Below are 24980 nucleotides of genomic sequence, written 5' to 3'. Positions count from 1 at the left end.
GATTCGCGCTGACAACAAAGGGTGGATTATGGGTTGAGTGTACCGAGAACCCTCAATACTCCAACCCAACATAGTTCTCGGCAAGTGACGTCATCGCCGCCTTCGAGGAAAACAGGTATTCAAGCTCCGCGCGCTGCATTTTCGCACCGAATTCGCCGTCTTCCGGGAAGGTGTGAAGCAGTTTCGTCATCGTCCAGGAGAAGCGTTCCGCTTTCCAGACGCGAGATAGCGCGCGCTCAGAATAGGCTTCCAACCCTGCCTCGTCGCTCTTCTTGTAAAAATCGATCAGCGCATTCGAGAGATAGTAGATATCTGAGGCCGCGAGGTTGAGGCCCTTGGCGCCCGTGGGCGGCACGATATGCGCCGCGTCACCTGCCAGGAACAGCCTGCCGTAGCGCATGGGTTCAGCGATGAAACTGCGCAAGGGTGCGATGCTTTTTTCGATGGAGGGGCCCGTCGTCAGGTCCGGCAGGGCCTCTTCCGGCAGGCGTTTTGAAAGCTCTTCCCAGAAGCGGTCGTCAGGCCAGTCTTCCACATGTTCGGCGAGCGTGCATTGCACGTAATAGCGGCTGCGCGTCATCGAGCGCATGGAGCAGAGCGCGAAGCCGCGCTCATGATTGGCGTAAATCAACTCGTCGGAAATCGGCGGAACATCCGCCAGAAGACCCATCCAGCCGAAGGGGTAGACGAGTTCGTATTCCTTCAGGACATCCGCGGGGATGGACTTGCGCGATACACCGTGGAAGCCGTCGCAACCGGCCACGAAATCGCAGTCGATACGGTGCGTTTCGCCGTCCTTCTCATAGGTAACGTACGGTTTGTCGCCGGTAAGCTCATGCAGCGCGACATTCTCCGCCTCGTGCACGACCTTGCCGCCCATGGCGTCGCGCGCGTCGTAAAGATCGTGGGTCACCTCCGTCTGGCCGTAGACCATAACGGTCTTTCCGCCGGTCAGCCCCTCAAGGTCGACATGATGAAGCTTGCCGCCATAGGCGATGTCGAAGCCCGCGTGTACCAGCCCTTCGCGGTCCATTCTGGCGGAAACCTGCGCCTCGCGCAGCAGGTCCACCATGCCCTGCTCTAGCACGCCCGCGCGGATGCGGCCGAGAACGTAGTCGCGACTTTTCCGCTCAAGGACGATCGTCTCGATGCCCTTCAGGTGCAAAAGCTGGGAAAGCAGCAGGCCCGAGGGGCCGCCCCCGACGATCACGACATCCGCGTGCATGGTACTCCTCCCGCCGGAAACCGGCGTTTATGGTTTTGTTGTTCGCGAAAATGCGCCTTTGGGCTTTACTTTGGAATGGAAGTATCGAACCAATAATGGGATGAATCGTGCATTTTCGAAGATTCCCGAATATGGCCTCTACGGCGAGCCTGCGGGGCTTGGCCTGCCGGACGTCTTGCATGTGGAATCGATTTCCGCACGCAGCGGCCCGCGAAGATGGCGGATTTCCACGCATCGCCACGCGGCACTCCACCAGATATTCTGGATCGAGTCGGGCGGTGGGGTGATAAGTTTCTCCGATATGGAGAAATCGCTTACCTCGCGTACGGTGATAAACATTCCGGCGGGTATCGTGCACGGCTTCCGGTTCACGCCGCAAACCGAAGGTGCGGTCATCACCGTGCCGCTTGAGGTTTTCGAGCCGATCCGCGCCGAACTCGACCCCGGAGGCTTGCTTTCCTGCCCCGCATTGCGAAGCGGTATCGAAGAAAATCCGCCTGCCTTGGCCGAAATGTTCGCCGAACATGGCGCGGTTCGCCCGTTCCGCGCGGGCGCGCTCAAGGCGCACGCCGGGCTGATCGCCGCCTGGGCGGCCCGCCAGATCGCGCCGCAAGCGCTTTCGCTTGAGACCGGGGACAATGCCGGGGCGCGGCTTCTCGGGCGGTTTCAGGCACTTGTCGAACATCGCTTCACCGAAAAGCACAGCCCCTCGGACTACGCCGACGCACTTGGCGTGACGACGGCGCATCTGACCCGCATCTGCCGGGAGGGGATCGGCAAGCCGGCCTCTCAAGTATTGCGCGACCGGCAGATGCTGGAGGCGCGGCGGCTTCTCGCCTACACGCAAATGACGGTCGCGGAAGTGGCGGAACGCCTGGGCTTTTCCGATCCGGGCTATTTCTCGCGGCTTTTTTCCGGCGAGATGGGCCTTTCGCCGCGCGCTTTTCGCCGGGGCTTTACCGACCGAGCGCCTTGAAACGCGCTCACAGCGCCTTTTTCAGTTGCTTGCAGAGCGTTTTCAGGACGGTGATCCTTGCGTGGCGCTTGTCTTCCGCGGCAACCAGCGTCCAGGGGGCGGCGGAAGTGGATGTGCGGTCGATCATTTCTCCCGCCGCAACCTCGTAAGCGCCCCATTTCAGGCGGTTGCGCCAGTCCTCGTCGGTGATCTTGAACTGCTTGTAGGCGGTTTCCTCGCGCGCCTTGAAGCGGGCGAGCTGCTCTTCCTCGCTGATCGCCAGCCAGAATTTCGCGACGACGATGTCGTCTTCCACAAGTTGTTGTTCGAATTCGTTGATTTCATTGTAGGCGCGCATCCAGTCGGCCTCGGTGCAAAAGCCCTCGACCCGTTCCACCAGCACGCGCCCGTACCAGGAACGGTCGAAGATCGCGATGCGACCCTTTCGCGGAATCCGCCGCCAGAATCGCCAGAGGTAGGGCCGCGCCTTTTCCTCGTCGCTGGGCGCGGCGATCGGATGCACCTTGTAGATGCGCGGGTCGAGCGGGCGGGTCACGCGGCGGATGGCGCCGCCCTTGCCGGCCGCGTCGTTGCCCTCGAAAGCGGCGACGAGCGCGATATCGCGGAATTTCTTCTTGTCGGTGAGCGTGGCAAGCTCTTCTTGCCAGTGCTCCAGTTCCTTTTCGTAGTCGTCCTTGTCGAGCTTTGCGGAAAGATCGACCGCATCGAGTGCGCTCCTGCGCTTCATTCCGGCGACGATCGCCGGTGCAGCGATCGAGTCCGGTTCCGGGCGTTCGAGCCGATATCTCAGGGCGGAACTGACGATCTGGCCAAGCGCTATATCGCGATATTCCTCATCGAGCGCGGGTATGACGTACCAGGGCGCTTGCGCCGTGGAAGTCCGCAACGCCATTTCCTCGACCGTCTCCCGCGCCGTGCCGTCATCCATGAATTGCGTCCATTCCTCAAGGATATGGCGGACGCGGCGGCGGCGTTTCGCCAATTCTTTCATGCGTTTCTTCTGCTCGTCTACCGGCAGGTCGAACCAGAACTTGAGGATCAGGACGTTTTCATTGAAGAGCATCTCCTCGAATGCGTTGATCGTGATGAGATCCAGTTCGAATTCGCGTCTGGAGCATTTACTGGTTGCGTGCCGTCGCATCGGCAGTTGATACCAGGAACCGACGACGATGGAGATTTCGCCCTTTTCCGGCAGATCGCGCCAGAAACGCCAGAAGGGCGGGCGCAGGCGCTCTTCCTCCGTCGGCTCGCCGTATGCGTTGCAGGCGAGATGGCGCGGGTCCATCCATTCGTGCAGCCGTGAAATCGCCTCGTTCTTGCCCGCGCCATCGAGGCCGGCGATGACGAGGATCACCGAAAACTTCCTTTCCTCGACAAGCTGAAGCTGCGCCTGGAGAAGGCCGATGCGCAGATCCGGCTCCATTTCCCTGAATTCCTGCTTTGACAGGGTTTGCGGCAGTTCGGCGGATTTGAACATCGGGTCGGATTCCCTCACGCCTTGAGGCGATTCTCTGATATTCCTCGGCGTCAGGATATTCGAAATTTCCCGGAAATGCGTATTCGGGATTGGCGGAACGCTCCGCAGTTCGTACATGTCTCCTGATCGTTTCAACGAGACGCAAGACCGGCGCGCGTGACAGACATTCTCCAGCAACTCGTCAATTTCATTGGCGAGCATCCGCTCCTTGCCAATTTCGTGGTCTTCATGATCGCGATGGGCGAGGCGCTGTTCCTAATCGGTCTCGTCGTGCCCTCCACCGTGGTGCTGGTGGGCGCAGGCACGCTTGTCGGCCTCGGCAAGCTCGACCCTTGGCCGATCTTCGTCTGGACGATGCTGGGGGCCATCGCGGGCGACGCGATCTCCTATTGGGTCGGGCATATCTACAAGGGCCAGCTCAAGACCGTCTGGCCGTTCAACCGCTACCGGGTGCTGGTGGAGCGCGGCGAGGAGTTCTTTCTCCACCACGGCGGCAAGAGCGTTTTCATCGGCCGTTTCGTGCCGGGTATAAAGGCGATCGTGCCGGGCATCGCCGGCATGGTCGGCATGAACGCCACCCGTTTCACGGTGATAAATGTCCTCTCGGCGTTTTTCTGGACCATCGCGCATCTCGGCCCCGGCTTCATCGCGGGCACCGCCTTCAGCGCCGTTGGCGAGGTCAGCGGACGGCTGGCGACGGTGCTCGGCGTGCTCGTCGGCATTCTTTTCGTCGCCGTCATCCTGGGGCGCTGGTTGATCCTGATCGTGCTGCCGTTTTTTGCCGGCAGCAGAACGGCGATCTATTCGTGGCTTGCGGCGAAGGACGGCAGGTTCGCCGGCTGGCTGGCGAAGGTGTTCGATCCCGAGCATCCGCGTTCGGCGGGCATGATCGTCTCCGCCTTCCTTCTGCTCGTCACGCTTCCCGCCTTCGCGGCGATCTCGCTTGCGGTCATGCCGAGCGGCAACACGATGGAGCGCGCGGACACGGCGATCCGCAATCTCTTCCTGTCGCTCAGGACCCCCATCGGCGACGACATCATGGTGTTCATCACCATGCTCGGCGACGGGGTGGTCACCTCCGTCACGACAGGCGTCATCGCGGTCTATCTCTTCTCCCGTCGCGCATGGCGGCGGGGAACGGGTTTTCTGATCGCCATTGGCGCGACGGCGCTTTTCGTGCCTCTCTTCAAGCTCCTGTTTCACCGGTCCCGCCCGTTGGATCTCTTTTATTCCGGGGCGGACGCCTTCTCCTTCCCGAGCGGGCATGCGACGATCAACACCGTACTCATCGGCATCGCCATGGTGCTGATTGCCCATGACCGCTCGCCGCTGGTCAAGGCCGGGGTTTTCTCGGTCGGCATCGTTTATATTCTTGGCATCGCCTTTTCGCGGATCTACCTCGGCGCGCACTGGTTTTCCGACGTCATCGGCGGATTGGCGTTCGGAACGGCGATGGTGTCCGCCTTCGCCTTCGTCTTCGGCTCGATCCATAACGAGAAGATCGGCCGCTGGTGGCTTGCCGGCATTGTCACCGTGACGATTGTCGCCGTTGGCGGTTTTCATATCGACCGCAGCTTCCATACAGCGCGCTGGGATTACGCACCGCAGGCGCCGATCGTCATGATAAGCGAAAAAGACTGGCTCGACGGCGGCTGGAAGGATCTGCCGGCGCGGCGGATCGAACTTAACGGCGAGGCGGAGGAACCGCTGGTCCTGCAATGGGTTGGAGATCCCGATCCGCTTCAAAAGGAGCTTTCCGCGCTCGGGTATGAAAGCGCGCCGCAATGGTCGCTTGCCACGCTGACGGGGTTTCTTGTCGGCCAGACGCCGGCCGACGCCTTGCCGGCCCTGCCGCGTACGCACAACGGCCGCGCGCCGTCGCTTGTTCTCATTCGCGAGGATGGGGAGGAAAAAGGCCGCTGGGTGATGCGGTTATGGCCGACGATCTACAGGATCGCGGATGGCGGCCTGCAAAGGCAGGTCTATGTCGCTTCGCTCATGCATGAGCGGGTCGACTATCCGCTGAACGAGCTTTCCACGATCCGCGCCGACAGGGAGGAACCTGGAAAAGGCGACAATCCGCTGCTCTTGCTTCCCGGCACATTGGCCAAGACCAGAGCGAACGGATCGGATGTCGTGCTCGGCGGTTTCAGACCCTAGCTGTGAGCGCCCTTGATAAGCGCGATGGCCTCTTGCGGGTCAAGACGTCCGTCATAAAGCGCGCGGCCCGAGATCGCGCCTTCCAGGATCGCGCAGTCCGGCTGGAGCATGCGTTTCACGTCCTCGATGGAGGCAAGACCGCCCGATGCGATAACGGGAATGGAGACCGCGCGGGCAAGCTCCAGCGTGGAGTGCCAGTTGATGCCTTTCAGGACGCCGTCCCGGTCGATGTCGGTAAAGACGATCGCGGCAACGCCCGCGTCCTCGAAGCGTCTGGCAAGGTCGATGGCTGTCAGCTCGGAGGTCTCCGCCCAGCCTTCGACCGCCACCTTGCCGCCGCGCGCGTCGATGCCGACGGCGATACTGCCGGGATGGGCCTTGCAGGCGGCGATGACGAGATCGGGATCTCGCACGGCGACGGTGCCCAGGATCACGCGCGCGATGCCCTTGTCGAGCCAGGCCTCGATCTGGGCGAGCGAGCGGATGCCGCCGCCGAGCTGCACCGGGTTCCTCGTCGCCTCAAGGATCGCCTCGACGGCTTCGCCATTGCGGCTTTCGCCGGCAAACGCGCCGTCAAGATCGACCACATGCAGCCTCTCGAAGCCTTGATCCTCGAAAAGCTTTGCCTGCGCGGCCGGGTTATCGTTGAAGACGGTCGCCTGCGCCATGTCGCCGAGCTTCAGACGCACGCATTGTCCGTCCTTGAGGTCGATCGCGGGAAAGAGAAACATCGGGTAGGGCTTTCGTTTCGCAAGATATCCGGGCTTATGGCGCCCAGTTCAGGAAATTGGCGATGAACTCCAGACCAAGCGTCTGGCTTTTTTCCGGGTGGAACTGGGTGCCGACAATGTTGTCGCGGCCCACAATGGTGGTGATCGTACCGCCGTAGTCGGTGGTGGCGATCACATGCGCCGGGTCCGTCGGCTTCAGCTGGTAGGAGTGGACGAAATAGGCGTGCAGGCCACGCGGACCCGTGTCGATGCCTTCGAGCAGCGGGTGCGGACGAACCTCATCGATCGTGTTCCACCCCATGTGCGGGATCTTGAGGGAGGGGTCGTCCGGCTCAATCTCGACCACGTCGCCCGGAATCCAGCCAAGTCCTTCCGCGGTTTCGAATTCAAGGCCGCGCGTCGCCAAGAGCTGCATGCCGACGCAAATGCCGAGGAAGGGGCGGCCCCTGTCGATCACGGCTTCGTCCAACGCCTCGATCATGCCGTCGACGGCTGCAAGGCCACGCTTGCAGTCGGCAAAGGCACCGACGCCGGGCAGGACGATCCGCTCAGCTTTCGCCACGACATCCGCGTCGCTCGTCACACGGACGTCGGGAACATGCGCCGTCTCGCCCGCCGCGCGCTCGAAGGCCTTGGCGGCGGAGCGGAGATTTCCCGAGCCGTAGTCGATAATCGCAACCGTCATCATTAACTTCCGTTTCGTCCCAGCGTCAGTCCGACGACACTTTCACCGCCCACGCGTGGTGAAAGGCCTGTTGCGCGGCGGGGGCGGGGTTCGGCTTGATCGATCGTGCCAGGTGCCGGTGTGCCCGGTTGATCCAGATAGCCCGCAAAGAAGCGCACTTCCGCCTCGTCCCGGTCGCCGGCAGCAATCGCACCCGCGAAGTTCCAGCCGCGCCGCTCCATCGTCCAGCGGCGAAGGTTGTTGGCCTCGAACGCGAAAAGCAGCGCGAACAGCGCAGCCGAAATTCCGACCGCAGGCCCGCCGAGTGCGAAGGACAACCCCTCGATCGCGACGGCAATCGCCAGATAACCGAGAAAGACAAGCCAGAGCCGGTGCCAGAGGGTCCAGATCATGGGAATGAAGAGCGCCGGCCAGCAGAAGCCGTCCTTGATGAAAAGCGTATGGTCAGCATCGCTCTCGGTGAAAGCGGCGGGACTGGCGTCCGGCGGTGTCAGCACCGCATAGATCGTCATCGCGTCATCCTCCGAGCCGGCCTTTGGTGGAGGGTATGCGGCCCTCCTGGCGCGGGTCGGGCTCTATCGCCTTGCGCAGGCAACGCGCCACCGCCTTGAAGCATGTTTCGGCGATATGATGGCTGTTGGAGCCGTAGAGATTGGCGATATGAAGCGTAATGCCGGCATTCATCGCTAGCGCGTGGAAGAACTCCTCGAAGAGCTCGGTATCGAAATCGCCGACCTTCTCGCGCGGAAAATCGACCTGCCAGACGAGGAATGGCCGTCCCGACACGTCAATGGCGCAACGCGTCAGCGCCTCGTCCATGGCGAGATGGCAATCGGCATAGCGCGTCAGGCCCTTCATGTCGCCGAGCGCTTGTCTGAGCGCCTGGCCGATGGCGATGCCGACGTCTTCCGCCGTGTGGTGAAAATCGATGTAGGTGTCGCCTTTGGCGCGGATTTCCATGTCGATCAGCGAATGGCGCGACAGCTGCTCGAGCATATGGTCGAGGAAGCCGACCCCGGTTTCAATGTCGAAACTGCCGGTCCCGTCCAGCTTCAGCGTGACGGAAATATCGGTTTCCTTGGTCATGCGCGTAATCTTCGCAGAGCGCATCTGCCAACCCCCAGGCTCGAGTATCCGCTTCGATGGGCATTTCCCCGAAGCGCGCTGCGTTTTATCAGGCAAGGATATGCATTGAAATAGCTTACGGCGATTTCCTTTCTGGCCAATTGTCGCCTGCCGCGTTATCAGCAATTCGATTTCCCGATACGAAAGCCGCCCGGAGGATTGCGTATGCCCTTCAAGCCGAAGACCGCGACCGACCGCCTGATCGTCGGCCTGGATGTGCCGACAGTCGATGAAGCACGAGAAATCGTCAAGGAGACGAGAGGCGCCGTCGGCGTCTACAAGATCGGCATGCAGCTTCAGTTCGCCGGCGGGCTTGCCTTCGCCGAGGAGCTTGCGCGGGAGGGCCACAAGATCTTTCTCGACGTCAAGCTTCTGGATATCGACAACACGGTCGCGAGCGCGGTGCGGAATATCGCGAAGATGGGCATGAGCTTCGTGACGATCCATGCTTATCCGAAGGCGATGCGCGCCGCCGTGGAGGCGCTGGGGGAGGCGGGGGCTAAGCTTTGCCTGCTCGGCGTGACCGTGCTGACGTCGATGGATCAACAGGACATCGAGGTGGCGGGATATGCCGGAGACCTCGGCGATCTCGTCCGCTCGCGGGCCGCGGATGCGAAACTGGCTGGAATGGGCGGGATCGTCTGTTCGCCGCATGAAGCGGCAAGCCTGCGGCCTGTCATCGGCGCCGACATGGCGCTGGTGACGCCGGGCGTGCGCCCGGCGGGCGCGGATGCGGGCGACCAGAAGCGCATCATGACGCCGGGCGATGCGATCCGCGCGGGCGCCGATTACCTTGTGGTGGCGCGGCCGGTGATCCGGGCGGAAAACCGGCGCGCGGCGGCGGAAGCGATTGTGGAAGAAATCGCCTCCGCTCTTTGAGGAAGACTAATCTGCGAGCGCAGCGGTGAGGTGATCGACCGCAGCCTGCACGCCGCCCCTGCCATGGGGAACATTGAGGGCTGCAAGGCCCATTTCTATGGCGCCGAGCGTGCCGATTACCATGGGCGCGTTCACATAGCCCATGTGGCCGATGCGAAAGCCCTTGCCGTTGATTTCCCCAATGGTGCCGCCGATGGTGACGTTGCAGGTTTCTTCGCAAAAGCGCTTGAGCGCCGCCGGGTCGAAGCCCGGCGTCAGAACGACGGTCACCGAATTCGACCGTTCGACCTCCTCCAGAATATTCAGCTCCAGCGCGCCTTCCTTCGCCCAAACGTTCACCGCCTTGCGAACGGCTTCGCCCAGGAGCTTGTGGCGGCGGTGCGAGGCGTCGAGCCCCTCCTTCATCAGGATGTCGAGCGCTTCGCGGAAACCGAAGAGAAGATGCTCCGGCGGCGTGCCGCAGTATTTCTGGTAGTGCTCTTCGCCCTGGCGGAACGTCCAGTCCCAATATTGCGTTTTCAGGTCCGCGCGCTCATGCGCGTCAAGCGCCTTTTCGTTCGCAGCGACGAAGGCAAGGCCCGGAGGCGTCATCAGGCCCTTTTGCGCACCCGTCAGCGCCAAGTCCACGCCCCATTTGTCCATTTCGAAGGGAACGCAGCCAAGCGAGGCAATCGTGTCGACCATGAAAAGGGCCTGGTGGCCGGCTGCGTCGATCGCCTTTCTCAGGCGCGCGATATCGTTGACGACGCCGGACGCCGTATCGACCTGCACGACGAGGACGGCCTTGATCGTGCCTTCACGGTCTGCTTCGAGCCGGGCTCGCAGCGCTTCAGCGTCGACGGCCTTGCGCCAGTCGCCGGGCAGCACCTCCACATCGAGGCCGAGCACCGCTGCCATTTCGCCCCAGCCGCGCGCGAAGCGGCCGGAGTCAAGCACCAGAACCTTGTCGCCCCGCGAAAGCGTGTTGGTAAGTGCCGACTCCCACCCGCCGTGGCCGTTGGAGGCGTAGATGAAGGTCTTGCCTTGCGTTTTGAAGATCGCCTTCAGGTCTCGCAGGCAGCTATCGGTAAGCTCCACCAGCGGGCCGACGTAAATGTCGACCGCCGGGCGGTGCATGGCGCGAAGAACCTCTTCGGGCACATTCGTCGGCCCGGGGATCATCAGGAAGGGGCGGCCTGTGGCAAGCGTCATGGTCGGTCGTTCGCCTCGTGAAAAATGAAGCGCATCAAATAGCGCGGGCGGTCCTTTTTCAAAAGAGCCGGTTAGACGACATTTCTTTCGACCACCGGACGCATTTCGGCAATGCGAGAATAGTCGAGCGCGGAAAGATCGAGGCTCTTGTAGACGCCATGAACGATCAATTCCGCGATACCGCGCCCGACGGCAGGCGCCTGCTGCAGCCCGTGCCCGGAGAACCCGCAGGCGAGATAAAAGCCCGGAACGGCGGCGACTTCGCCAAGAATGGCATTGTGATCGAAGATGTTCATATCGTAATGCCCGGCCCATGACCCGCCCGGCTTGATGGCTTCAAAGGCCGGTATCCTGTTCGCCAGCGTCGGCCACAGCCACTCGTCGAAGAAGGTGTGGTCCACGCCGAAGTCGTCGGCCTCGACATCGGGATCGTTTTCCGGGGCGGAGCCGCAGATGAAACCCGCCCCTTCGGGCCGAACGTAGGTGCCGGTCGGGTCAATCAGCAAAGGGCAGCCGTCGATCCGCTCCCGGCAATCGAAATTGAAGATCATTCGCTTGCGGCGGCGGATGGGAAGTGCGATGCCGAGATCTTGTGCAAGGCGCGCGGCACCGGCTGCGCCCGCCGCATTCACGAGCTTGCCGCAGGCGATTTGCGATCCGTCCGACAGGGTGAGAAGGAACCCTGAACCGGAGCGTTCGGCCCGTTCAACGGCGGCATTTCGATAGTGCACGCCGAGCGAGCGCGCCTTCTTGCGAAACGCCTGCATGAGGCCGTAGCCGTCGAACCAGCCTTCTCCGGACCTTCCCCAGCAGCCGGCGGCGATCCCTTCGACGTTGAGCCAGGGGAAGCGTTTCAGAAGGTCTTCGGGCTCAAGGAAGAGGATATCTGCGCCGAGACGCGTCTGCAGCGCGTGGTTTTCTTCCAGTATTTCCCGCTTGTCGGGTGTGGCGAGAAAGAGGTAGCCGCCTTCGTGCAGGCCGATCTCCGGGACGTCGCCATCGATTGCGAGCCTCGTTCCGATCTCGCGCAGGAACCCAATCCCGTAAAGCGAGATTTCGATGTTGGTGGGTTCGGAAAACTGCTGGCGGATGGAAGCCGCGGAAAGCGTTGACGCGCAATAGCGGTAGGAAGGGTCCTTTTCGATAACCACTATTCTGCCGGGGAAACCGGGGTTCATCCCCAGATGGCAGGCGATCGAAGATCCTGTGACGGCACCGCCGACGATCGCCACATCCGCCGTTTCAACGCTCATGTCACAGTTCCCCGAAGATCATTCGCCGATTTAGGTCCGTGACCTAGGCCCGCCTCTATGCCATTGGGCAAAACCGTGGTAGGTGCTCACGCTTTCATGTCAAGTCGCCGGCGCTCGCCTGTCGACAGGTGCCAGCCAGCCGTAACGAGAAAATATCGGGGATCGAACCGTGAACCTCCATAGCGATCTTTCGCCTTCTGCCGATCAATTGTCGAAATTCACCAAACTGCGCAGGCTTTTGACCGGTGAAGGCACGAATTTCATCATGGAAGCCCATAACGGTCTTTCCGCGAAAATCGTCGAGGAAGCCGGTTTCGACGGGATCTGGGCGTCGGGCCTTTCGATATCCGCCGCACTTGGCGTGCGCGACAACAACGAGCTGTCCTGGACGCAGGTTCTCGATGTGCTCGAATTCATGTCGGATGCCTCGTCCCTGCCCATCCTCGTCGACGGCGACACCGGCTACGGCAATTTCAACAATTTCCGCCGCCTCGTAAAAAAGCTCTGCCAGCGGCAGATCGCCGGGGTTTGCATCGAGGACAAGGTCTTCCCGAAGACGAATTCGTTCCTCGCCGACAACCAGCAACTTGCGGAAATCGACGAGTTCTGCGGCAAGATCAAGGCCGGCAAGGACACGCAGCCGCATGACGATTTTTCCATCGTCGCGCGCATCGAGGCGCTGATTGCAGGCCGCGGCATGGACGAGGCGCTGCGCCGCGCGGAGGCTTACGCCGAGGCCGGGGCGGATGCGATCGTAATTCACTCCAAGAAATCGGACCCGGACGAGATCCTGGCCTTCTGCCGGTCGTGGGACCACCGCATTCCGGTGGTTCTTATTCCGACGAAATACTATCGCACGCCGACCCAGACACTGAAGGACGCGCGCGCCTCGCTCATCATCTGGGCGAACCACAATCTGCGCGCCTCCATTCAGGCGATGCGCGATACCTGCGCGACCTTGAAGCGCGAGGAGACGCTTGTGGATGTCGAGGCATCCGTCGCCCCGCTCAACGACGTTTTCACGCTTGCCGATGCCGGCGAACTGGAGGAGGCGGAAAAGGTCTATCTGGCCGGCGGGCCGCAGGCGGAAGCGGTCGTGCTTGCGGCGACGCGCGGTTCGGAACTTGCCGAACTGACCGAAGACAAGCCGAAGTGCATGCTGAACGTGCGCGGCGAAACGATTCTTGCCCGCCAGGTCAAGGCTTTGAAGCGCGTCGGCGTCCTGGAGCCGACGGTGATCGCCGGATATCGCGAGGAGGCGATCGATCTTGCCGATATCCGCAAGGTGGTGAACGCCGACTACGGGTCGACGGGCGAGGCGGCTTCTCTCGCGCTTGCCAGGGACGCGCTCACGCGCGACTGCATTATTTCCTACGGCGACGTCGTCTACCGCCCGTTCTTCCTGAACCTGCTGATGGAGCGCAAGGAGGATTTCGTCATCCTGGTCGATCCGGACTGGAAGGAGCACCGGGAGGAGCGCAATCTCGACAGCCGCGACATGGTCAGGCTTTCCGTTCCCTACGATCAGGCGTTCGACGGTGGCGAGGACCCGCATCTGGTCGATATCGGGGAGAACATCGGCGAGGCCGATGGCGAATGGGTGGGCCTCCTTCGCACCTCCGCGAACGGCTCGCGCAAGCTGAAGGCGGAGCTTGAACGCATGCGTGAAGAAGGCGAACTCGACAAGGCGGATATCGGCACAGTGCTGAAACGTCTGATCGGGAACGGCGAAAGCGTTGCGGCGATCTATGTGTCCGGAAACTGGATGAACGTCAACGACCTGCTCGACCTCGCGCAAGCGCGCAACGCGATGTGATTGCAGGCCATGATCGAAGCCAGGGAATTCATCGAGGAAGCCGGCCGCCGCGGGATCGATTTCTACGCGGGCGTGCCTTGCAGCTTCCTGACGCCGCTGATGAATGCGGTGATCGGCGCGCCGAACGCGCGCTATGTCGGCGCGACGAGCGAGGGCGAAGCCGTGGCGATTGCCGCCGGGGCGTGGCTTGCCGGGAAAAACACCGCCGTGATGTGTCAGAACTCGGGTCTTGGGAATGCGGTCAATCCGCTGACGTCGCTCAACTGGCCGTTCAAGATTCCGACGCTGATGATCGTCACATGGCGGGGCGAGCCGGGCCTCGGCGACGAACCTCAGCACGAGCTGATGGGCGAGATTACCGGTGCCCTGCTCGATACGATGAAAGTTGCCCGTTCCTCCTTTCCGGCGGAAGCGGGCGAAGTGGAAAGCCGCCTTGAGGAAGCATGCGGCTATATGGACCGGGAGCAGCTTCCCTTTGCGTTTGTGCAGGCGAAAGGCGCGGTCGCGAATTCGAAGCTCGATCAGGCGCCCGTGCCCGAACGCGCGTGCGCCGAAATCGCAGGTGCGTTTTCGGGCGTGGGCGCACCACGGCGCATCGATGTGCTGGAGAGGATCAACGCCAATGCGCCGGAAGGCGCGGGCCTGATCGCGACAACGGGTTATTGCGGGCGCGAGCTCTATTCGCTGGGCGATGCGGCGCGGAACTTCTACGTCGTGGGCTCCATGGGCGGCGCAAGCGCGATCGGCCTTGGCGCCGCGCTCAACAGCGAGCGGGAGATCGTCGTTCTCGACGGTGACGGTGCGGCGCTGATGAAGCTTGGCAACCTTGCGACCATCGGCGCGGAAGCTCCCGAAAATCTTACGCATATCGTGCTCGACAATGGCATGCATGAATCGACCGGTGGCCAATTGACCGTTTCCGAAGGCGTCGATTTCGCGGAAATTGCGCGGGCCTCCGGCTATGCCCATGTCGCGCGGGCGGGTTCACTTTCGAACCTCGATGAGGTTCTCAAGAGCGCTTTCGCCGCGAAAGGGCCCCGCTTCATCCATGTGCGGGTCTCTCCGAGCCGGATCGAAAATCTCCCGAGGCCGAAAGTCGCCCCGGTAGAGGTCGCAAGGCGCTTCCGGGATTATCTGTGCGCGGGGGAGAAGGCATGAGCGGGACGCGCGAGCCCGTTCTGCTGACGCCGGGCCCGTTGACGACATCGGCGCGCGTGAAGCGCGCGATGCTGCGCGACTGGGGCTCGAGGGACGAAGAGTTTCTGGAAATCTCCAGGAAGATCAGAGCGGAGCTTTTGAAGATCGCGGGTGCGGGTGACGCTTATGCCACGGTGCCCCTGCAAGGTAGCGGCACCTATGCGGTCGAGGCGATGATCGCCAGCTTCGTTGCCGCCGAGACAGGCGTGCTCGTTCTCGTCAACGGGGCGTATGGGAGGCGCATCGTCGATATTTCCGAGCGCCTGGGCAAGCGCGTTTCCGTCTACGAAGTTGCCGACGACAGTCTGCACGATCTTGGGGAACTGGAGCGACGCCTGGAGGCCGATCCGCGCATTCGCTCCGTTGTCGTCGTGCACTGCGAGACGACGTCCGGGCTTCTCAATCCGCTTGTGGAGATCGCGAATGTGGTGAAGCGGTGCGGCAGGGCATTGCTTGTCGATGCCATGAGCAGCTTCGGCGCCCTTGCCCTCGATGTTGAGGCTTTGCATATCACGGCACTTGCCGCTTCCTCCAACAAATGCCTGCAAGGCGTGCCGGGGCTGGCATTTGTCATCGCCCGGCGCGATGCGCTTGACGCGTCGGCGGGACGCTGTTCGTCGCTCGTGCTCGATCTTCACGGCCAGTATCGGCAACTGGAGGCGGACGGGCAGTATCGCTTCACGCCGCCCACCCATGTTATCGCCGCGCTTGCAGAAGCTCTCGACGAGTTGACCGAAGAAGGCGGACCACCCGCACGATACGCGCGCTACAAGAAAAATTGCGAACTCTTGATCGACGGAATGCGTGAACTCGGTTTTGAAACGGCTCTGGACGGAGAGTTGCAAGCCCCGATCATCGCTTCGTTTCGGGAACCGGAAGACGGCTGGTTTTCATTTGATCTTTTCTACGGCGCGCTCAAGCGGAAAGGCTTCGCGATTTATGCGGGGAAGATGAAATCCGCCTCAACCTTCCGTATCGGAATCATAGGTGCAGTCGATCCGTCGATAATTTCGCGGTTTCTGGAAGTCGTGCCTCTCGTGATTGTGGAAATGAAGAATGGACTGTTGCATCAATCACAACAGTCGCCGCTAAACTGAGACGAGGGCAACAACAGAACTCGACATTGGCGACGATGTCATATATCGGAAAAGTTTATCCGACGTGTCGAAGATTGCGTGATACCGCCTTGATCGCTATAGCGGAGATCGCCGCAAGCCGGATAAGCGTCATCGCCCGGTCAGGCAATTGCGGGTGATTGTAATTTCGCGGCGTTCGCACTGCGCGCAGTACCTATGGTTGCAAAAGGTGTGCGTCGGCGTCGCAGAGCGGGGGTAAGGATGAAGCCTGAGCGGCCAAGTTTTTCTGCGGTATCCGAACGGCGTTTTCGCCTGGCCGGGAAGGCAATCATAGAACGTCACAATCCGTATTTCGTTCCCGTCGACCGTCAACAAGACCTTTGCGAGCAAAACTCGAAGCCTTTCGTCAGCTTCGCGCATTACGATTATCTCGGCCTTACGAAGAATCCGGAAATCGTCGAGGCCGCCAGCGAAGCGCTCCACAGTCTGGGAACCGGGGTCGGTGCCTCGCGCCTCGTCGGCGGCGAGCGTTCGAGCCACCGTGCCTTTGAAGACGACCTTGCGGATTACCTTGGTGTCGGCGGCGCAATGACGTTGGTCTCCGGCTATCTTGCCAACGTCTCGCTGATCAATCACCTGATGGGGCCGCGCGACCTCGTGCTCATCGACGAGCTTGCGCATAATTCGATCTTCGTCGGCGCCAAAAGCGGCCGCTACGATTGCGTCACCTTCGAGCACAACGATCTTTCCGATCTCGAAGCCAAGCTCGAGGCGGCGCGCAACCAGTATCGCCACGTGTTGATCGTCGTCGAAGGCCTCTATTCGATGGACGGCGATATTCCCGACCTGCCGAGGTTGATGGAAATCAAGGAAGCGCACGACGCGTGGCTTCTGGTCGATGAAGCGCATTCCTATGGTGTGCTCGGCAAGACGGGCCGCGGCCTTTGCGAGCATTTCGACATCGATCCGCGCCGGGTGGAGCTGACGGTGGGCACTCTGTCGAAGTCCTTCGTGTCCTCCGGCGGTTTCGTTTGCGCGGAAGCGGGCGTCATCGACTGGCTTCGGTTCACGTTGCCGGGCTTTGTCTATTCGGTCGGGCTCGCACCCGCGGCGCTGGGCGCGGCGCATGGCGTATTGCGGTTCCTCCGCCGCCAGCCGGAACAGGTGGAAAAGCTGCACAGGAAGTCGGCTTATTTCAGGGACCGCGCCCGTTCCGCCGGGCTCAACACGGGCGCCGCCCTGGGATACGGCGTCGTTCCGCTGCTTTTCGAAACGCCTCAACAAACGATGCTCGTCTCGCAGGCCCTGATGGATGAGGGCATCTACGCTCCGCCGATCGTCCAGATCGGCGTACCGAAGGATCTGCCGAGGATCCGTTTCTTCATCTCCGCGGAACACGCTTTCGACGAGATCGATCGGGCGATCGAAATAGCCGCAGCGGCAAGCCACGGCGTGCCTGTGGCGTCGCCTGCCATCACGGCTGCCGCGGGGAGTTGAATAGCGAAGCCGGCGCGGGCACATGACATGGCGCAGCCCGAAAGTTGATGGACCATGATGCTTCTTGCTTCGATCGGGAAATATCGTTCATCGATGCTGAAGGTTGCGTTGCTGGCGGTGCTGTTCACGGCCGCAAGTTTGCCCGGCGGTGGCCATGCGTGGGCGCAAGGCGGCAGGGCTGCCGGATCGGCAGTTTCGATTTTCCGCGAACTTCCCGTCGTGCAGCCGGATTGGCCGGTGCCGGATGAACCCAACATGCTGCTCTACCTGCAGCGGTCCACCAATCCGAACACGGTCATCTACGCGGCGAGATTCGATTCGAACGGCCTGCTTGATCGGAACAGGCCGGTAGAGGTTTATTGGCGTCGCTACAATACGGACGGGGTGAAGAAGAAGCTCGGCTTTTTCGAAGAGAAAATGGCCTTCGGCGTGAGTGCCCGGCGCAACGGCAAGGAAAACGAATTCGACCTGCGGATCGTCGCCTTTCCTGAGCGGACCGCGAAGCTCGTTCAGGACCGGCCCGGATCCGCGACACTGACCCTGACGACGAGCGACGGGCGCCTTATCGAGCCCGTATATGCCTATGTCGAGGTTGCGGAAGACGGCATCTTGCCCAAGGTTGCCAGGGTCAAGGTGTTCGGAAAGGACGTTTCCACGGGCCAGGCGGTTGTCGAAACCATCTCCGTGAAATAGGAAGAGCCGAAACGCACAAAAACCTCTGGTCCTGACAGGTGCGCTGTGCATTATTACGGCCTATCCATGCGGGCTTTACACGGCGTCTCATTGTCGGCTGCGTGATCAAAACCAAATACATCGCTTGAGCTGAAGGCCTCCAACCGAAAATGATATCCAATCCCGTCAAGCCGATCAGAACGGCCATCGTCGGCGTGGGAAACTGCGCCAGTTCCCTCGTTCAAGGCATCTCCTATTGCCGCGCTCTCGGTGACGATGCGATCGGCGTGACATTTCCAGTGCTGGGCGGCTATCGCCCGCAGGATGTCGAAATCGTCGCAGCCTTCGATGTCGATCAGCGCAAGGTCGGTCGGCCCGTGGGCGAAGCGGTGTTCGCAGCACCCAACTGTACGGAGCGTTTTCATACCGACCTTGCCGGACAAACCGCGGAGGTTCTGCGGGGGCCCGATCTTGATGGCGTTTCAGCCTTCATGCGCAATCAGGCACCCGACAAGAGCTTCGTCGTGTCCTCCGTACCTGCCCTCTCAAGGGAGGATGTGGTTGCCGCACTGAAGGCGGCGGAAGCGGAGGTCGTCATCAATTTCCTGCCGGTAGGCTCGCATGAGGCGGTGGCGTTTTATGCTCAATGCGCAATCGACGCGGGTTGCGCGCTCGTGAACGGCATCCCGGTCTTCATCGCCTCCGACGCGGTTTGGGCGGAGCGTTTCCGCCAGGCGGGCCTTCCCGTTCTTGGCGACGATTTCAAGGCGCAGTTCGGTGCGACGATCACACATCGCACGCTCGCCCGGCTGGCCGATATGCGCGGCGTCAAGGTCGACCGCACGTATCAGCTCAACGTCGGCGGCAATACCGACTTCCTCAACATGATGGACATGGACAGGCTTGCCACAAAGCGGGAATCCAAGACGGAGGCTGTCCAGACCTCGATGGATACGCGTCTCGACGACAACGAGATCCGCATCGGCCCGTCGGATTACGTGCCCTGGCTGAACGACCGCAAGGTCGCCTATGTTCGCCTTGAGGGCAGGTTGCTGGGCGGTGCCCGCACTTCGGTGGAAATGCGCCTTGAGGTGGAAGATTCGCCCAATGCGGCCGCCATGGCGCTGACGGCGATCCGGTGCGCGAGAATTGCACGCGAGCAGGGGCTCAGCGGGCCGATCGAGGACGCTTGCGCATTTCTTTTCAAGCATCCGCCCGTGCAACTGGACGATGCGACGGGCTATAACCGGCTCATCGCGTTCGCGGACGGCCAAAGCCAAGAGGCCTGATCGGTGTCGGGCGATCGGCTTCGCGCGTCGGGGGAAAAGCCGCGGTCGGCATTCATCACCGGCGGGTCGAGCGGGATCGGCCTGTCGCTGGCTGAACGTCTTGCCGGTAGGGGGCATGACCTGGCGCTTTTCGCCCGCCGGCAAGTGGCCCTGGAAGAAGCGCGCGATACGATTGCTTCAAAGTTTCCCGACCGGCGGATCGAGATATTTTCGGTTGATGTGAGCAAAGGCGAGGAAGTGGCTTCGGCAGTTTCCGCCGCCGTCGACCGATTGGGCGCCCCGGGCTGGGCGGTCGCCAATGCCGGCATTGCTCGGCCGGGATTGTTCATGGAGCAGCCGCTTGAGGACCATCTCGAACAGATGCAGACGAACTATATCGGCGCGCTTCATTTCGCCCGCGCGGTAGCGCCGGCAATGTCCGGAGTTGGCGGCGGCCGCTTGATCTTCGTGTCCTCCGGCGCGGCATTCTTCGGCATCCACGGTTATTCGGCCTATGCGCCGTCCAAATTCGCGATGCGCGGGCTGGCGGAAGTCCTCAGGGTGGAGCTTGCTCCGCATGATATCGCGGTGACGCTTGCCTATCCGCCGGATACCGATACTCCCCAGCTTGCGATGGAGAGCAAGACGAAGCCTGCCGCCACGAAGGCGATTACGGCGGGTGGCGGCTTGTGGCCGGCCGATAAGGTCGCCGAAAAGATCATCGCAGGTGCGGACAAGCGAAAGTTCATCGTGGCTCCGGGCCTGCAGATGGGCCTGCTTGCCCGGTTTCACAGCGTACTCGCGCCGGCACTCAGGTCGTGGCAGGCGGGCATCGTGAGAAAGCATCACACGTCGTGACGGAGTCGCTTGGCGTCTGGCCTATCGCGGTGGCGGTCGGCTCCGCATTGTTTCTCGGCATCCTGCTACTCGCGGTCCTGAGCCTCATTCCCAAAACCGCTGTCGTCGCCCGCTCGCTTTGGCCAACGCTTCTGACGGAAATCGTCATTCTCGCCACCGGCACGGTGCCGATGCTTGTTGGCGGGCCTGTGCTCATCGTGTTTCTGGTCGCCCTGTCGGCGCGCGTTTTCTACGAGGTTTCGATCGTCGGCTTGCTGAGATGCGGCCGGGCCGTCGAAAGTCCGGGGTTCAAGAGCAAGGCCGCGGCCGGATCGGTCCTCGTCGGGGCCGGGGTCGTGGGCGCGGGGTGTTGGCTCGGGTTTCCGGCAGCCTTCTATTCGTGCGCCGGGCTGGCGGTTCCGATGGCGATAACGATCGCGTTCGGCTCAAGGACCGATGTCTCGCCGGTAAATGTCATCGCGGAAAGCCTCATCTTCCCGGGCCTGTTTCTCGTGCTCTTTGCCGCGGCTGCGGGCGAACCTGCCTTGCGTGGCGCACTCCTGCTGGCATTTCTGCTTGTCGAAACCTATGACAGTTACGCGCTTCTCGGCGGAAAGCTCGCGGGCAAAAGAAAGGCGTTCCCGAAGCTGTCGCCGAACAAGACCGTGGAGGGGCTTGCGTTCGGCGCGCTTGCGCTCGCCGCGACGGCGACCGTCGGCGGTTACTTGCTTGTTGGCGCCGATCCTCTGGCGATGTTGGGCCTTGCGGCATTGATCGCGCTTTTTTCCGTGGCGGGGGACCTTGCGGCGTCGCGGCTGAAGCGCCTTGCCGGTGTGAAGGATTATCCGGCCGTCATGCCGCGACAGGGCGGAGTGTTCGATATCGCCGATGCATGGATCATGACCGGGCCCACCGTCGTTGCCGCGGTTTATTGGCTTTCCATTGCGTGACAGCGTTCAGAAAAGAGCGTCTATCGCGATCCTGGCCACCCAAAGCAGCGCGATGGCCTGAGCCGCGGCTGCCGCATCGTCCAGCATGATTCCAAAACCGCCCTTGACGCCGTCTTGCAGAGCATTCACGGGCCAAGGCTTCACGATATCGAAAAAACGAAAGGCGACGAAGCCCGCGACCCACCAAGCGGGGTGAAAGGGCAGGGCGAGGACGGTGGCCGCCGCTCCGAAAGTTTCGTCGACGACGACGATTTGCGGGTCTTCCTCGTCGCGATCGCGAGCTATCCACGAAGCGGCCCAGGTGCCGATGGCGAATACACCGGCAAGTGCGATCGCGCCAAGCGTGACGGGCAGGAACTGCAATGCATAGGCCAGAGGCAGGCCCGCGAGGGCGCCGAACGTGCCTGGCCAGAAGGGCGCAAGCCCCGCACCGCCCGAAAGGCCGATCGCATAGGCGAGCCTCGGCAGGCCCTTGGCCTTTGGAAATTTTGATGTTCCGTGCATGGCGTGGCTCCGAAAGCGTGGCCCTCGGAGTATCATTGTGCGGGCAATCGGCAAAGCGCCTATCCGGTAACGCACGGCCTCCTTTCACGGGGAGAGATGCCTGATTGATGGAAATTTGGGCAGGATTCAATATCTTGTGCCGGTTGCAGCCGCTATGATCGGCGCGTTTCGAACGGGGCGGCATCGGGCGTGCGGTAGCAAAGCGAAGCGATGAGGGTTCTCAACACGGTCACATGGTCGTTCGCGCATGGCGCGTTGAAGCAGGTTCTCCTCGTCCTGCTTTTGATCGAGGCTGTGTTCATCGCGGAATCGCTCACAGGACTGCTGGAGACAGTTCTGCGCAATGGCGGAACGCTGCTTCAGGTCGCCCTGGTGCTTGCATTTACGACGCCGGAAATTTTCGATTTCGCACTGCCGCTTGCACTGGTAATCGGTATTTTCGTGACGTTGAACGCGACGCGCGAAGACCGGGAGATCGTGGCACTTTCGGCTGCGGGCCTTTCGTGGAGCTGGATCCCGAAGCTTGCGGTCGGTATCGGCGTTGCGGGCTGCCTTTTGTCGTTGCTCGTCTCCGGCTGGGTCAGCCCCGTCATGGCGTTTCAGAAACGGGCGTTGATCTTCGACCTGAAGGCCCAATTCATCTTCAACCGCATTACGGAGCCCGGCCGCGAGGACGCGATTCAGACGCTACAGGGAAAGACGTTCATCTCCCTCAACGAACAAACGGATAACGGTGTAAACCGCCATCTCTTCGTGCATCAACCCGGCGGCCCGGACGGCTGGCGCGTCACCCAGGCGCAAGGATGGTCTTTGAACGGACCCGATTCCGACGGTCGCTACAGTCTGGATCTCGGCAAGGTTGTCGCCCATGACTTCAACGCAGGCGAAGCGGCGGGAGGCAGGAGCATTCTCGACAATGGCCGGGGGCCGAACCTTCGCGCCCTCACCGGCGAACTTTCTCCGAAAGTGCCGGTCCTGCCGTCCGTCAGGGTCGGGGAACTCTCGCTGCCCGTCACACTCGACAATATCCTGCAGCGCGCGCCGCGCGATCGTATCTCGAAGGAATGGACCTATGCCGATGTTGTGGGCCTCGGCAGGGAGCTTTCGGCGCCACGCGAAAAGGTTCTCAAGCGCGCCGGGCAGATGACGTCGCGCGCCCTGCTTTGTTTCTTCGCGCCGCTCGTGGCCGTCGCGGCGCTGGCTTTCGCGCGGAACGGATTGTCGAGATACCTTGCCTTGCCGCTCGGCTGCGCGACGCTGCTCGTCATCGACACGGTATCGCGAGCAAGCCTTGAGCAGATCGCCCAAAACAGCCTCCTTTCTCTCGCGGTTGCGAGTGCCGCGATGGTTGTCGGCCTGACGGCGGCATTGCTGGCGTTCGCCGCCGTCAACAGCAGCAGGCTCGTTATTCCGGCGGGGCAACGCGCGTGAAAAGCGACGTCGAGTACCCGCGCCCCGGCTCGCCGCCGCCCAGGGTGAATGGCGTTGCCGCGATCTTCGGCATTTCGGGCCGGCGCGCACTCAAGCTCTATGCGCTTTCGGTCGCCATGGTCATGGCATTGTTTCTGGTCATCGCCTGGTCGATAGATCTTGCCGGAAATTTCGACGATGTCGTCGAAACCGCGAAGCGGGACGGGTTGAACACAGGCTGGCTGCTTGCACGCTATCTCGTATACCGCATGGCCGATATCGTCACACGCCTTTTCCCCGTCGCCTGTTTCATCGGACTGTTCCTGGCGGAGATGTGGCGGATGATACGGCTTGAAAGCACAATCATGGCAGCCTCCGGCTGGTCGCCCGTGCAGACGCTGCTGGTTGTCGCGCTCTTCGGCGCGGGCGCAGGCGTCCTCCAGTTCTCGCTTGAGCGCGATCTCCGCCCGGCGGCGATTTTCGCCCAGGTGGATCTGGATGTGGGCTCCTACGCCAAACGTTTCAAAAGAGGCGTATCCGAAGAGCAGCGCTGGTTCGTTGTCGGAAACGATATCCTGCGCGCCCGGGTCAAATCGGACAACGAGCCGGAACTCAGCGAACTGGAGCTATATCGCGGTGCCGGCGACGGGAAGCTTCAAGACGTGTTGATCGCCGAAAGGGCGGTCCCCACGGGCGAAGACAACATCTGGCAATTGCAGAATGCATATCTTTGGGCGCGGTTGCCGGGGCAATCGGCCGTTGGAGAAAGCCGGGTGGTGTCGGACGCGTTTTATCTCGTCTCGCGTTACGCCACGCTCGATCTTGAAATCGATCTTCTGCCGGTTCAACTCGAATATCACGGAGTAGCGGCTTTCTATCTTCCCGAGGCCGCTTTGCGAGAGCTGGAGCATGCACGCTACGCGATCGCGGCAAGCGAGGTAGCGTCGGCGCGCGCGCGCCGGGCGGCGTCTGCCGTTCTTCCGGGTTCGTTCGCGCTGCTCGGCGCAAGCCTTGCGCCGCTTGCCGGATCTGGGCGCATCCGTTCGGTTCGAAAGATTCTAATACTTCTGTTGTGCGGCTATGCGGCTCTCGTCACCCTCAAGGTCTTCTGGGCGCTCGGCGAGCTTGGCGCGGTTTCGGCACCGGTTTCCGCATGGTTCGCGGTGGCGGCGGCTCTTGCCGGCACGCTTGCCGCGACCTGGTGGCAATCCCGGCTGCGGTAGATCTCAGTTTTCCATAATGGACCTGGCGGTGGCGATCTGTGGGTAGATGCGTTCGGCAGCGCGGGCGAACATCGCCTCGTCATCAACCTCCGCCCAGGCAAGATCGTCGATCCGGAAACAGCCGATTTCCGTTTTATGCGCAGCGGCGACCAGACCGTCTTCGTAATCGGCAAGCGGTTTGTTCGCGATCATCTCTGGCGCGATCTCTTTCACCCGCATTACCGCATCGCGCGCAAGACCGATGATGCCGACAAGCTCTCCATAATGCGGATCGGGATGGAGATCGCGCTCCTTGGACATGTCGCGAAGGCGTTTGCAGCCGAAGGCCGGAGCATCATCGGCCCAGACATAGACCTCATCTCCGGCCCCGGTCGGTCCGGAAACCACGAGCGTTGAGCGCGAACCTTCCGGGTCGATCGGTTCAAGGGCGCGCGGTTCGTAGACGAGATCGGATTCCAGGACGATCACCGGGCCGTCTAGCCCTTCAAGCCCCACCATCAGGCTGTGGAGGCTGCCTTTTTCCACAAAATCGGGGTTGTGGCGCAGGTCCACGCCTTCCGGCCAGTTCTGCGCGGCGCGCTCATAGTGGTCGGCGAGATGTCCGGTTACGATGCGGATGCGCGCGACCCCGGCACGTTTCAGATTCGCTATGGATTCGCCCACAAAACTGCGCTCGCCGAAGCGAAGCAGCCCCTTCGGGGACAATTCGCCCCTCGATCCCATCCGTACGCCGCGCCCCGCGGCCAAGATCACGGCAGTATAATCGCGCATTCCATCGCCAATTTGTGCTAAGGCCCACCTCCTATATGAGAGCGGCAGCTGCGGGGC

23 protein-coding genes are annotated in these 24980 nt (G+C 61.8%); 13 read left to right on the top strand and 10 right to left on the bottom strand.

The features are described from left to right. Positions 1–52: 52 nt before the first annotated feature. Entirely contained in the window at positions 53–1225 is a 1173-nt protein-coding gene (gene pobA / locus HPQ64_RS03105; RefSeq protein ID WP_172886912.1) for a 4-hydroxybenzoate 3-monooxygenase, read from the bottom strand. A 100-nt stretch (positions 1226–1325) separates the two neighbouring features. Between pobA and HPQ64_RS03100 the strand changes: the two genes are divergently transcribed. Beyond that, entirely contained in the window at positions 1326–2201 is an 876-nt protein-coding gene (locus HPQ64_RS03100) for a helix-turn-helix domain-containing protein (protein WP_172886911.1), read from the top strand. 7 nt (positions 2202–2208) lie between these two features. Here HPQ64_RS03100 and pap read toward each other — a convergent pair whose 3' ends face one another. Further along, complete coding sequence (gene pap / locus HPQ64_RS03095) at positions 2209–3678, bottom strand: polyphosphate:AMP phosphotransferase (protein ID WP_172886910.1); 1470 nt, start codon at positions 3676–3678, stop codon at positions 2209–2211. A gap of 156 nt (positions 3679–3834) precedes the next feature. On the opposite strand from pap, the gene HPQ64_RS03090 reads away from it, so the two are divergent. After that, positions 3835–5838 carry a VTT domain-containing protein gene (locus HPQ64_RS03090; protein WP_172886909.1) on the top strand — a complete coding sequence of 668 codons (2004 nt, stop codon included), beginning with the start codon at positions 3835–3837 and terminating at the stop codon, positions 5836–5838. On the opposite strand, the gene hisA is transcribed toward HPQ64_RS03090, so the two are convergent. From hisA to hisB, 4 genes are read right to left on the bottom strand one after another with little or no spacing between them, the layout of a single operon-like run. After that, entirely contained in the window at positions 5835–6569 is a 735-nt protein-coding gene (gene hisA / locus HPQ64_RS03085; protein ID WP_172886908.1) for a 1-(5-phosphoribosyl)-5-[(5-phosphoribosylamino)methylideneamino]imidazole-4-carboxamide isomerase, read from the bottom strand. The two genes, HPQ64_RS03090 and hisA, sit on opposite strands and share 4 nt — an antisense overlap. Positions 6570–6603: 34 nt before the next feature. After that, positions 6604–7254: an imidazole glycerol phosphate synthase subunit HisH gene (hisH, locus tag HPQ64_RS03080; protein ID WP_172886907.1), complete on the bottom strand. Its 651-nt coding sequence runs from the start codon at positions 7252–7254 to the stop codon at positions 6604–6606. A gap of 2 nt (positions 7255–7256) precedes the next feature. After that, entirely contained in the window at positions 7257–7766 is a 510-nt protein-coding gene (locus tag HPQ64_RS03075) for a DUF2628 domain-containing protein (protein ID WP_172886906.1), read from the bottom strand. A gap of 4 nt (positions 7767–7770) precedes the next feature. Next, complete coding sequence (hisB, locus tag HPQ64_RS03070; protein ID WP_172886905.1) at positions 7771–8364, bottom strand: imidazoleglycerol-phosphate dehydratase HisB; 594 nt, start codon at positions 8362–8364, stop codon at positions 7771–7773. Positions 8365–8544: 180 nt separating this feature from the next. Between hisB and pyrF the strand changes: the two genes are divergently transcribed. After that, entirely contained in the window at positions 8545–9258 is a 714-nt protein-coding gene (pyrF, locus tag HPQ64_RS03065) for an orotidine-5'-phosphate decarboxylase (protein WP_172886904.1), read from the top strand. Between the two features lie 6 nt (positions 9259–9264). Here the strand turns inward: pyrF and HPQ64_RS03060 are convergent, their stop codons facing one another. Both HPQ64_RS03060 and HPQ64_RS03055 read right to left on the bottom strand, forming a co-directional pair. Further along, the gene (locus HPQ64_RS03060; protein ID WP_172886903.1) at positions 9265–10449 is read right to left on the bottom strand and encodes a pyridoxal-phosphate-dependent aminotransferase family protein; all 1185 of its coding nucleotides are present in this window, start codon (positions 10447–10449) and stop codon (positions 9265–9267) included. A gap of 71 nt (positions 10450–10520) precedes the next feature. Continuing rightward, positions 10521–11702 (bottom strand): NAD(P)/FAD-dependent oxidoreductase, encoded by a 1182-nt coding sequence (locus HPQ64_RS03055; protein ID WP_172886902.1) that lies wholly within the window; start codon positions 11700–11702, stop codon positions 10521–10523. A 169-nt stretch (positions 11703–11871) separates the two neighbouring features. On the opposite strand from HPQ64_RS03055, the gene aepX reads away from it, so the two are divergent. The 8 genes from aepX (at position 11872) to HPQ64_RS03015 (ending at position 21015) form a co-directional block, all read left to right on the top strand. Beyond that, positions 11872–13518: a phosphoenolpyruvate mutase gene (aepX, locus tag HPQ64_RS03050; protein WP_210260067.1), complete on the top strand. Its 1647-nt coding sequence runs from the start codon at positions 11872–11874 to the stop codon at positions 13516–13518. Between the two features lie 9 nt (positions 13519–13527). Beyond that, a complete protein-coding gene (gene aepY, locus HPQ64_RS03045) occupies positions 13528–14676 on the top strand; it encodes a phosphonopyruvate decarboxylase (RefSeq protein ID WP_172886901.1) in 1149 nt (382 codons plus the stop codon). Continuing rightward, positions 14673–15812, top strand: a complete 1140-nt coding sequence (locus HPQ64_RS03040; protein WP_172886900.1) for a 2-aminoethylphosphonate--pyruvate transaminase — start codon at positions 14673–14675, stop codon at positions 15810–15812. Before aepY ends, HPQ64_RS03040 begins: the two co-directional genes overlap by 4 nt. 240 nt (positions 15813–16052) lie before the next feature. Continuing rightward, positions 16053–17288, top strand: a complete 1236-nt coding sequence (locus tag HPQ64_RS03035; protein WP_172886899.1) for an aminotransferase class I/II-fold pyridoxal phosphate-dependent enzyme — start codon at positions 16053–16055, stop codon at positions 17286–17288. Positions 17289–17381: 93 nt separating this feature from the next. Beyond that, entirely contained in the window at positions 17382–17981 is a 600-nt protein-coding gene (locus tag HPQ64_RS03030; RefSeq protein WP_172886898.1) for a DUF4833 domain-containing protein, read from the top strand. A gap of 149 nt (positions 17982–18130) precedes the next feature. Next, positions 18131–19249, top strand: a complete 1119-nt coding sequence (locus HPQ64_RS03025) for an inositol-3-phosphate synthase (protein ID WP_172886897.1) — start codon at positions 18131–18133, stop codon at positions 19247–19249. Positions 19250–19252: 3 nt separating this feature from the next. After that, positions 19253–20086: an SDR family NAD(P)-dependent oxidoreductase gene (locus HPQ64_RS03020; RefSeq protein WP_172886896.1), complete on the top strand. Its 834-nt coding sequence runs from the start codon at positions 19253–19255 to the stop codon at positions 20084–20086. Next, complete coding sequence (locus HPQ64_RS03015) at positions 20083–21015, top strand: phosphatidate cytidylyltransferase (protein WP_172886895.1); 933 nt, start codon at positions 20083–20085, stop codon at positions 21013–21015. The genes HPQ64_RS03020 and HPQ64_RS03015 overlap by 4 nt, the downstream gene beginning before the upstream one ends. 6 nt (positions 21016–21021) lie before the next feature. Here the strand turns inward: HPQ64_RS03015 and HPQ64_RS03010 are convergent, their stop codons facing one another. Further along, on the bottom strand, positions 21022–21519 hold the full coding sequence (locus tag HPQ64_RS03010) for a phosphatidylglycerophosphatase A family protein (protein ID WP_172886894.1): 498 nt from the start codon (positions 21517–21519) through the stop codon (positions 21022–21024). Positions 21520–21729: 210 nt separating this feature from the next. Here HPQ64_RS03010 and HPQ64_RS03005 point away from each other — a divergent pair, with 210 nt between their 5' ends. Continuing rightward, complete coding sequence (locus HPQ64_RS03005) at positions 21730–22950, top strand: LptF/LptG family permease (RefSeq protein WP_172886893.1); 1221 nt, start codon at positions 21730–21732, stop codon at positions 22948–22950. After that, positions 22947–24152, top strand: coding sequence for an LptF/LptG family permease (locus tag HPQ64_RS03000; RefSeq protein ID WP_172886892.1), 1206 nt, complete (start codon positions 22947–22949; stop codon positions 24150–24152). The genes HPQ64_RS03005 and HPQ64_RS03000 overlap by 4 nt, the downstream gene beginning before the upstream one ends. Before the next feature lie 3 nt (positions 24153–24155). Here HPQ64_RS03000 and HPQ64_RS02995 read toward each other — a convergent pair whose 3' ends face one another. Then, positions 24156–24923 carry a phosphocholine cytidylyltransferase family protein gene (locus HPQ64_RS02995; RefSeq protein ID WP_172886891.1) on the bottom strand — a complete coding sequence of 256 codons (768 nt, stop codon included), beginning with the start codon at positions 24921–24923 and terminating at the stop codon, positions 24156–24158. Between the last annotated feature and the right edge of the window lie 57 nt (positions 24924–24980).

The organism is Hongsoonwoonella zoysiae (assembly GCF_013266695.1).
GTDB classification, from domain to species: domain Bacteria; phylum Pseudomonadota; class Alphaproteobacteria; order Rhizobiales; family Stappiaceae; genus Hongsoonwoonella; species Hongsoonwoonella zoysiae.
This window is presented reverse-complemented; position numbering and strand designations above follow the sequence as displayed.

What these genes read in the sequence shown, in the direction of transcription:
- pyrF (WP_172886904.1), top strand. Translation starts at nt 8,545, where the DNA reads ATGCCCTTCAAGCCGAAGACCGCGACCGACCGCCTGATCGTCGGCCTG.
- HPQ64_RS03025 (WP_172886897.1), top strand. Translation starts at nt 18,131, where the DNA reads ATGATATCCAATCCCGTCAAGCCGATCAGAACGGCCATCGTCGGCGTG.
- aepY (WP_172886901.1), top strand. Translation starts at nt 13,528, where the DNA reads ATGATCGAAGCCAGGGAATTCATCGAGGAAGCCGGCCGCCGCGGGATC.
- hisB (WP_172886905.1), bottom strand. Translation starts at nt 8,364, where the DNA reads ATGCGCTCTGCGAAGATTACGCGCATGACCAAGGAAACCGATATTTCC.
- hisA (WP_172886908.1), bottom strand. Translation starts at nt 6,569, where the DNA reads ATGTTTCTCTTTCCCGCGATCGACCTCAAGGACGGACAATGCGTGCGT.
- pobA (WP_172886912.1), bottom strand. Translation starts at nt 1,225, where the DNA reads ATGCACGCGGATGTCGTGATCGTCGGGGGCGGCCCCTCGGGCCTGCTG.
- HPQ64_RS02995 (WP_172886891.1), bottom strand. Translation starts at nt 24,923, where the DNA reads ATGCGCGATTATACTGCCGTGATCTTGGCCGCGGGGCGCGGCGTACGG.
- HPQ64_RS03030 (WP_172886898.1), top strand. Translation starts at nt 17,382, where the DNA reads ATGCTGAAGGTTGCGTTGCTGGCGGTGCTGTTCACGGCCGCAAGTTTG.
- HPQ64_RS03035 (WP_172886899.1), top strand. Translation starts at nt 16,053, where the DNA reads ATGAAGCCTGAGCGGCCAAGTTTTTCTGCGGTATCCGAACGGCGTTTT.
- HPQ64_RS03005 (WP_172886893.1), top strand. Translation starts at nt 21,730, where the DNA reads ATGAGGGTTCTCAACACGGTCACATGGTCGTTCGCGCATGGCGCGTTG.
- HPQ64_RS03100 (WP_172886911.1), top strand. Translation starts at nt 1,326, where the DNA reads ATGAATCGTGCATTTTCGAAGATTCCCGAATATGGCCTCTACGGCGAG.
- pap (WP_172886910.1), bottom strand. Translation starts at nt 3,678, where the DNA reads ATGTTCAAATCCGCCGAACTGCCGCAAACCCTGTCAAAGCAGGAATTC.
- HPQ64_RS03060 (WP_172886903.1), bottom strand. Translation starts at nt 10,449, where the DNA reads ATGACGCTTGCCACAGGCCGCCCCTTCCTGATGATCCCCGGGCCGACG.
- HPQ64_RS03075 (WP_172886906.1), bottom strand. Translation starts at nt 7,766, where the DNA reads ATGACGATCTATGCGGTGCTGACACCGCCGGACGCCAGTCCCGCCGCT.
- hisH (WP_172886907.1), bottom strand. Translation starts at nt 7,254, where the DNA reads ATGACGGTTGCGATTATCGACTACGGCTCGGGAAATCTCCGCTCCGCC.
- HPQ64_RS03010 (WP_172886894.1), bottom strand. Translation starts at nt 21,519, where the DNA reads ATGCACGGAACATCAAAATTTCCAAAGGCCAAGGGCCTGCCGAGGCTC.
- HPQ64_RS03040 (WP_172886900.1), top strand. Translation starts at nt 14,673, where the DNA reads ATGAGCGGGACGCGCGAGCCCGTTCTGCTGACGCCGGGCCCGTTGACG.
- HPQ64_RS03055 (WP_172886902.1), bottom strand. Translation starts at nt 11,702, where the DNA reads ATGAGCGTTGAAACGGCGGATGTGGCGATCGTCGGCGGTGCCGTCACA.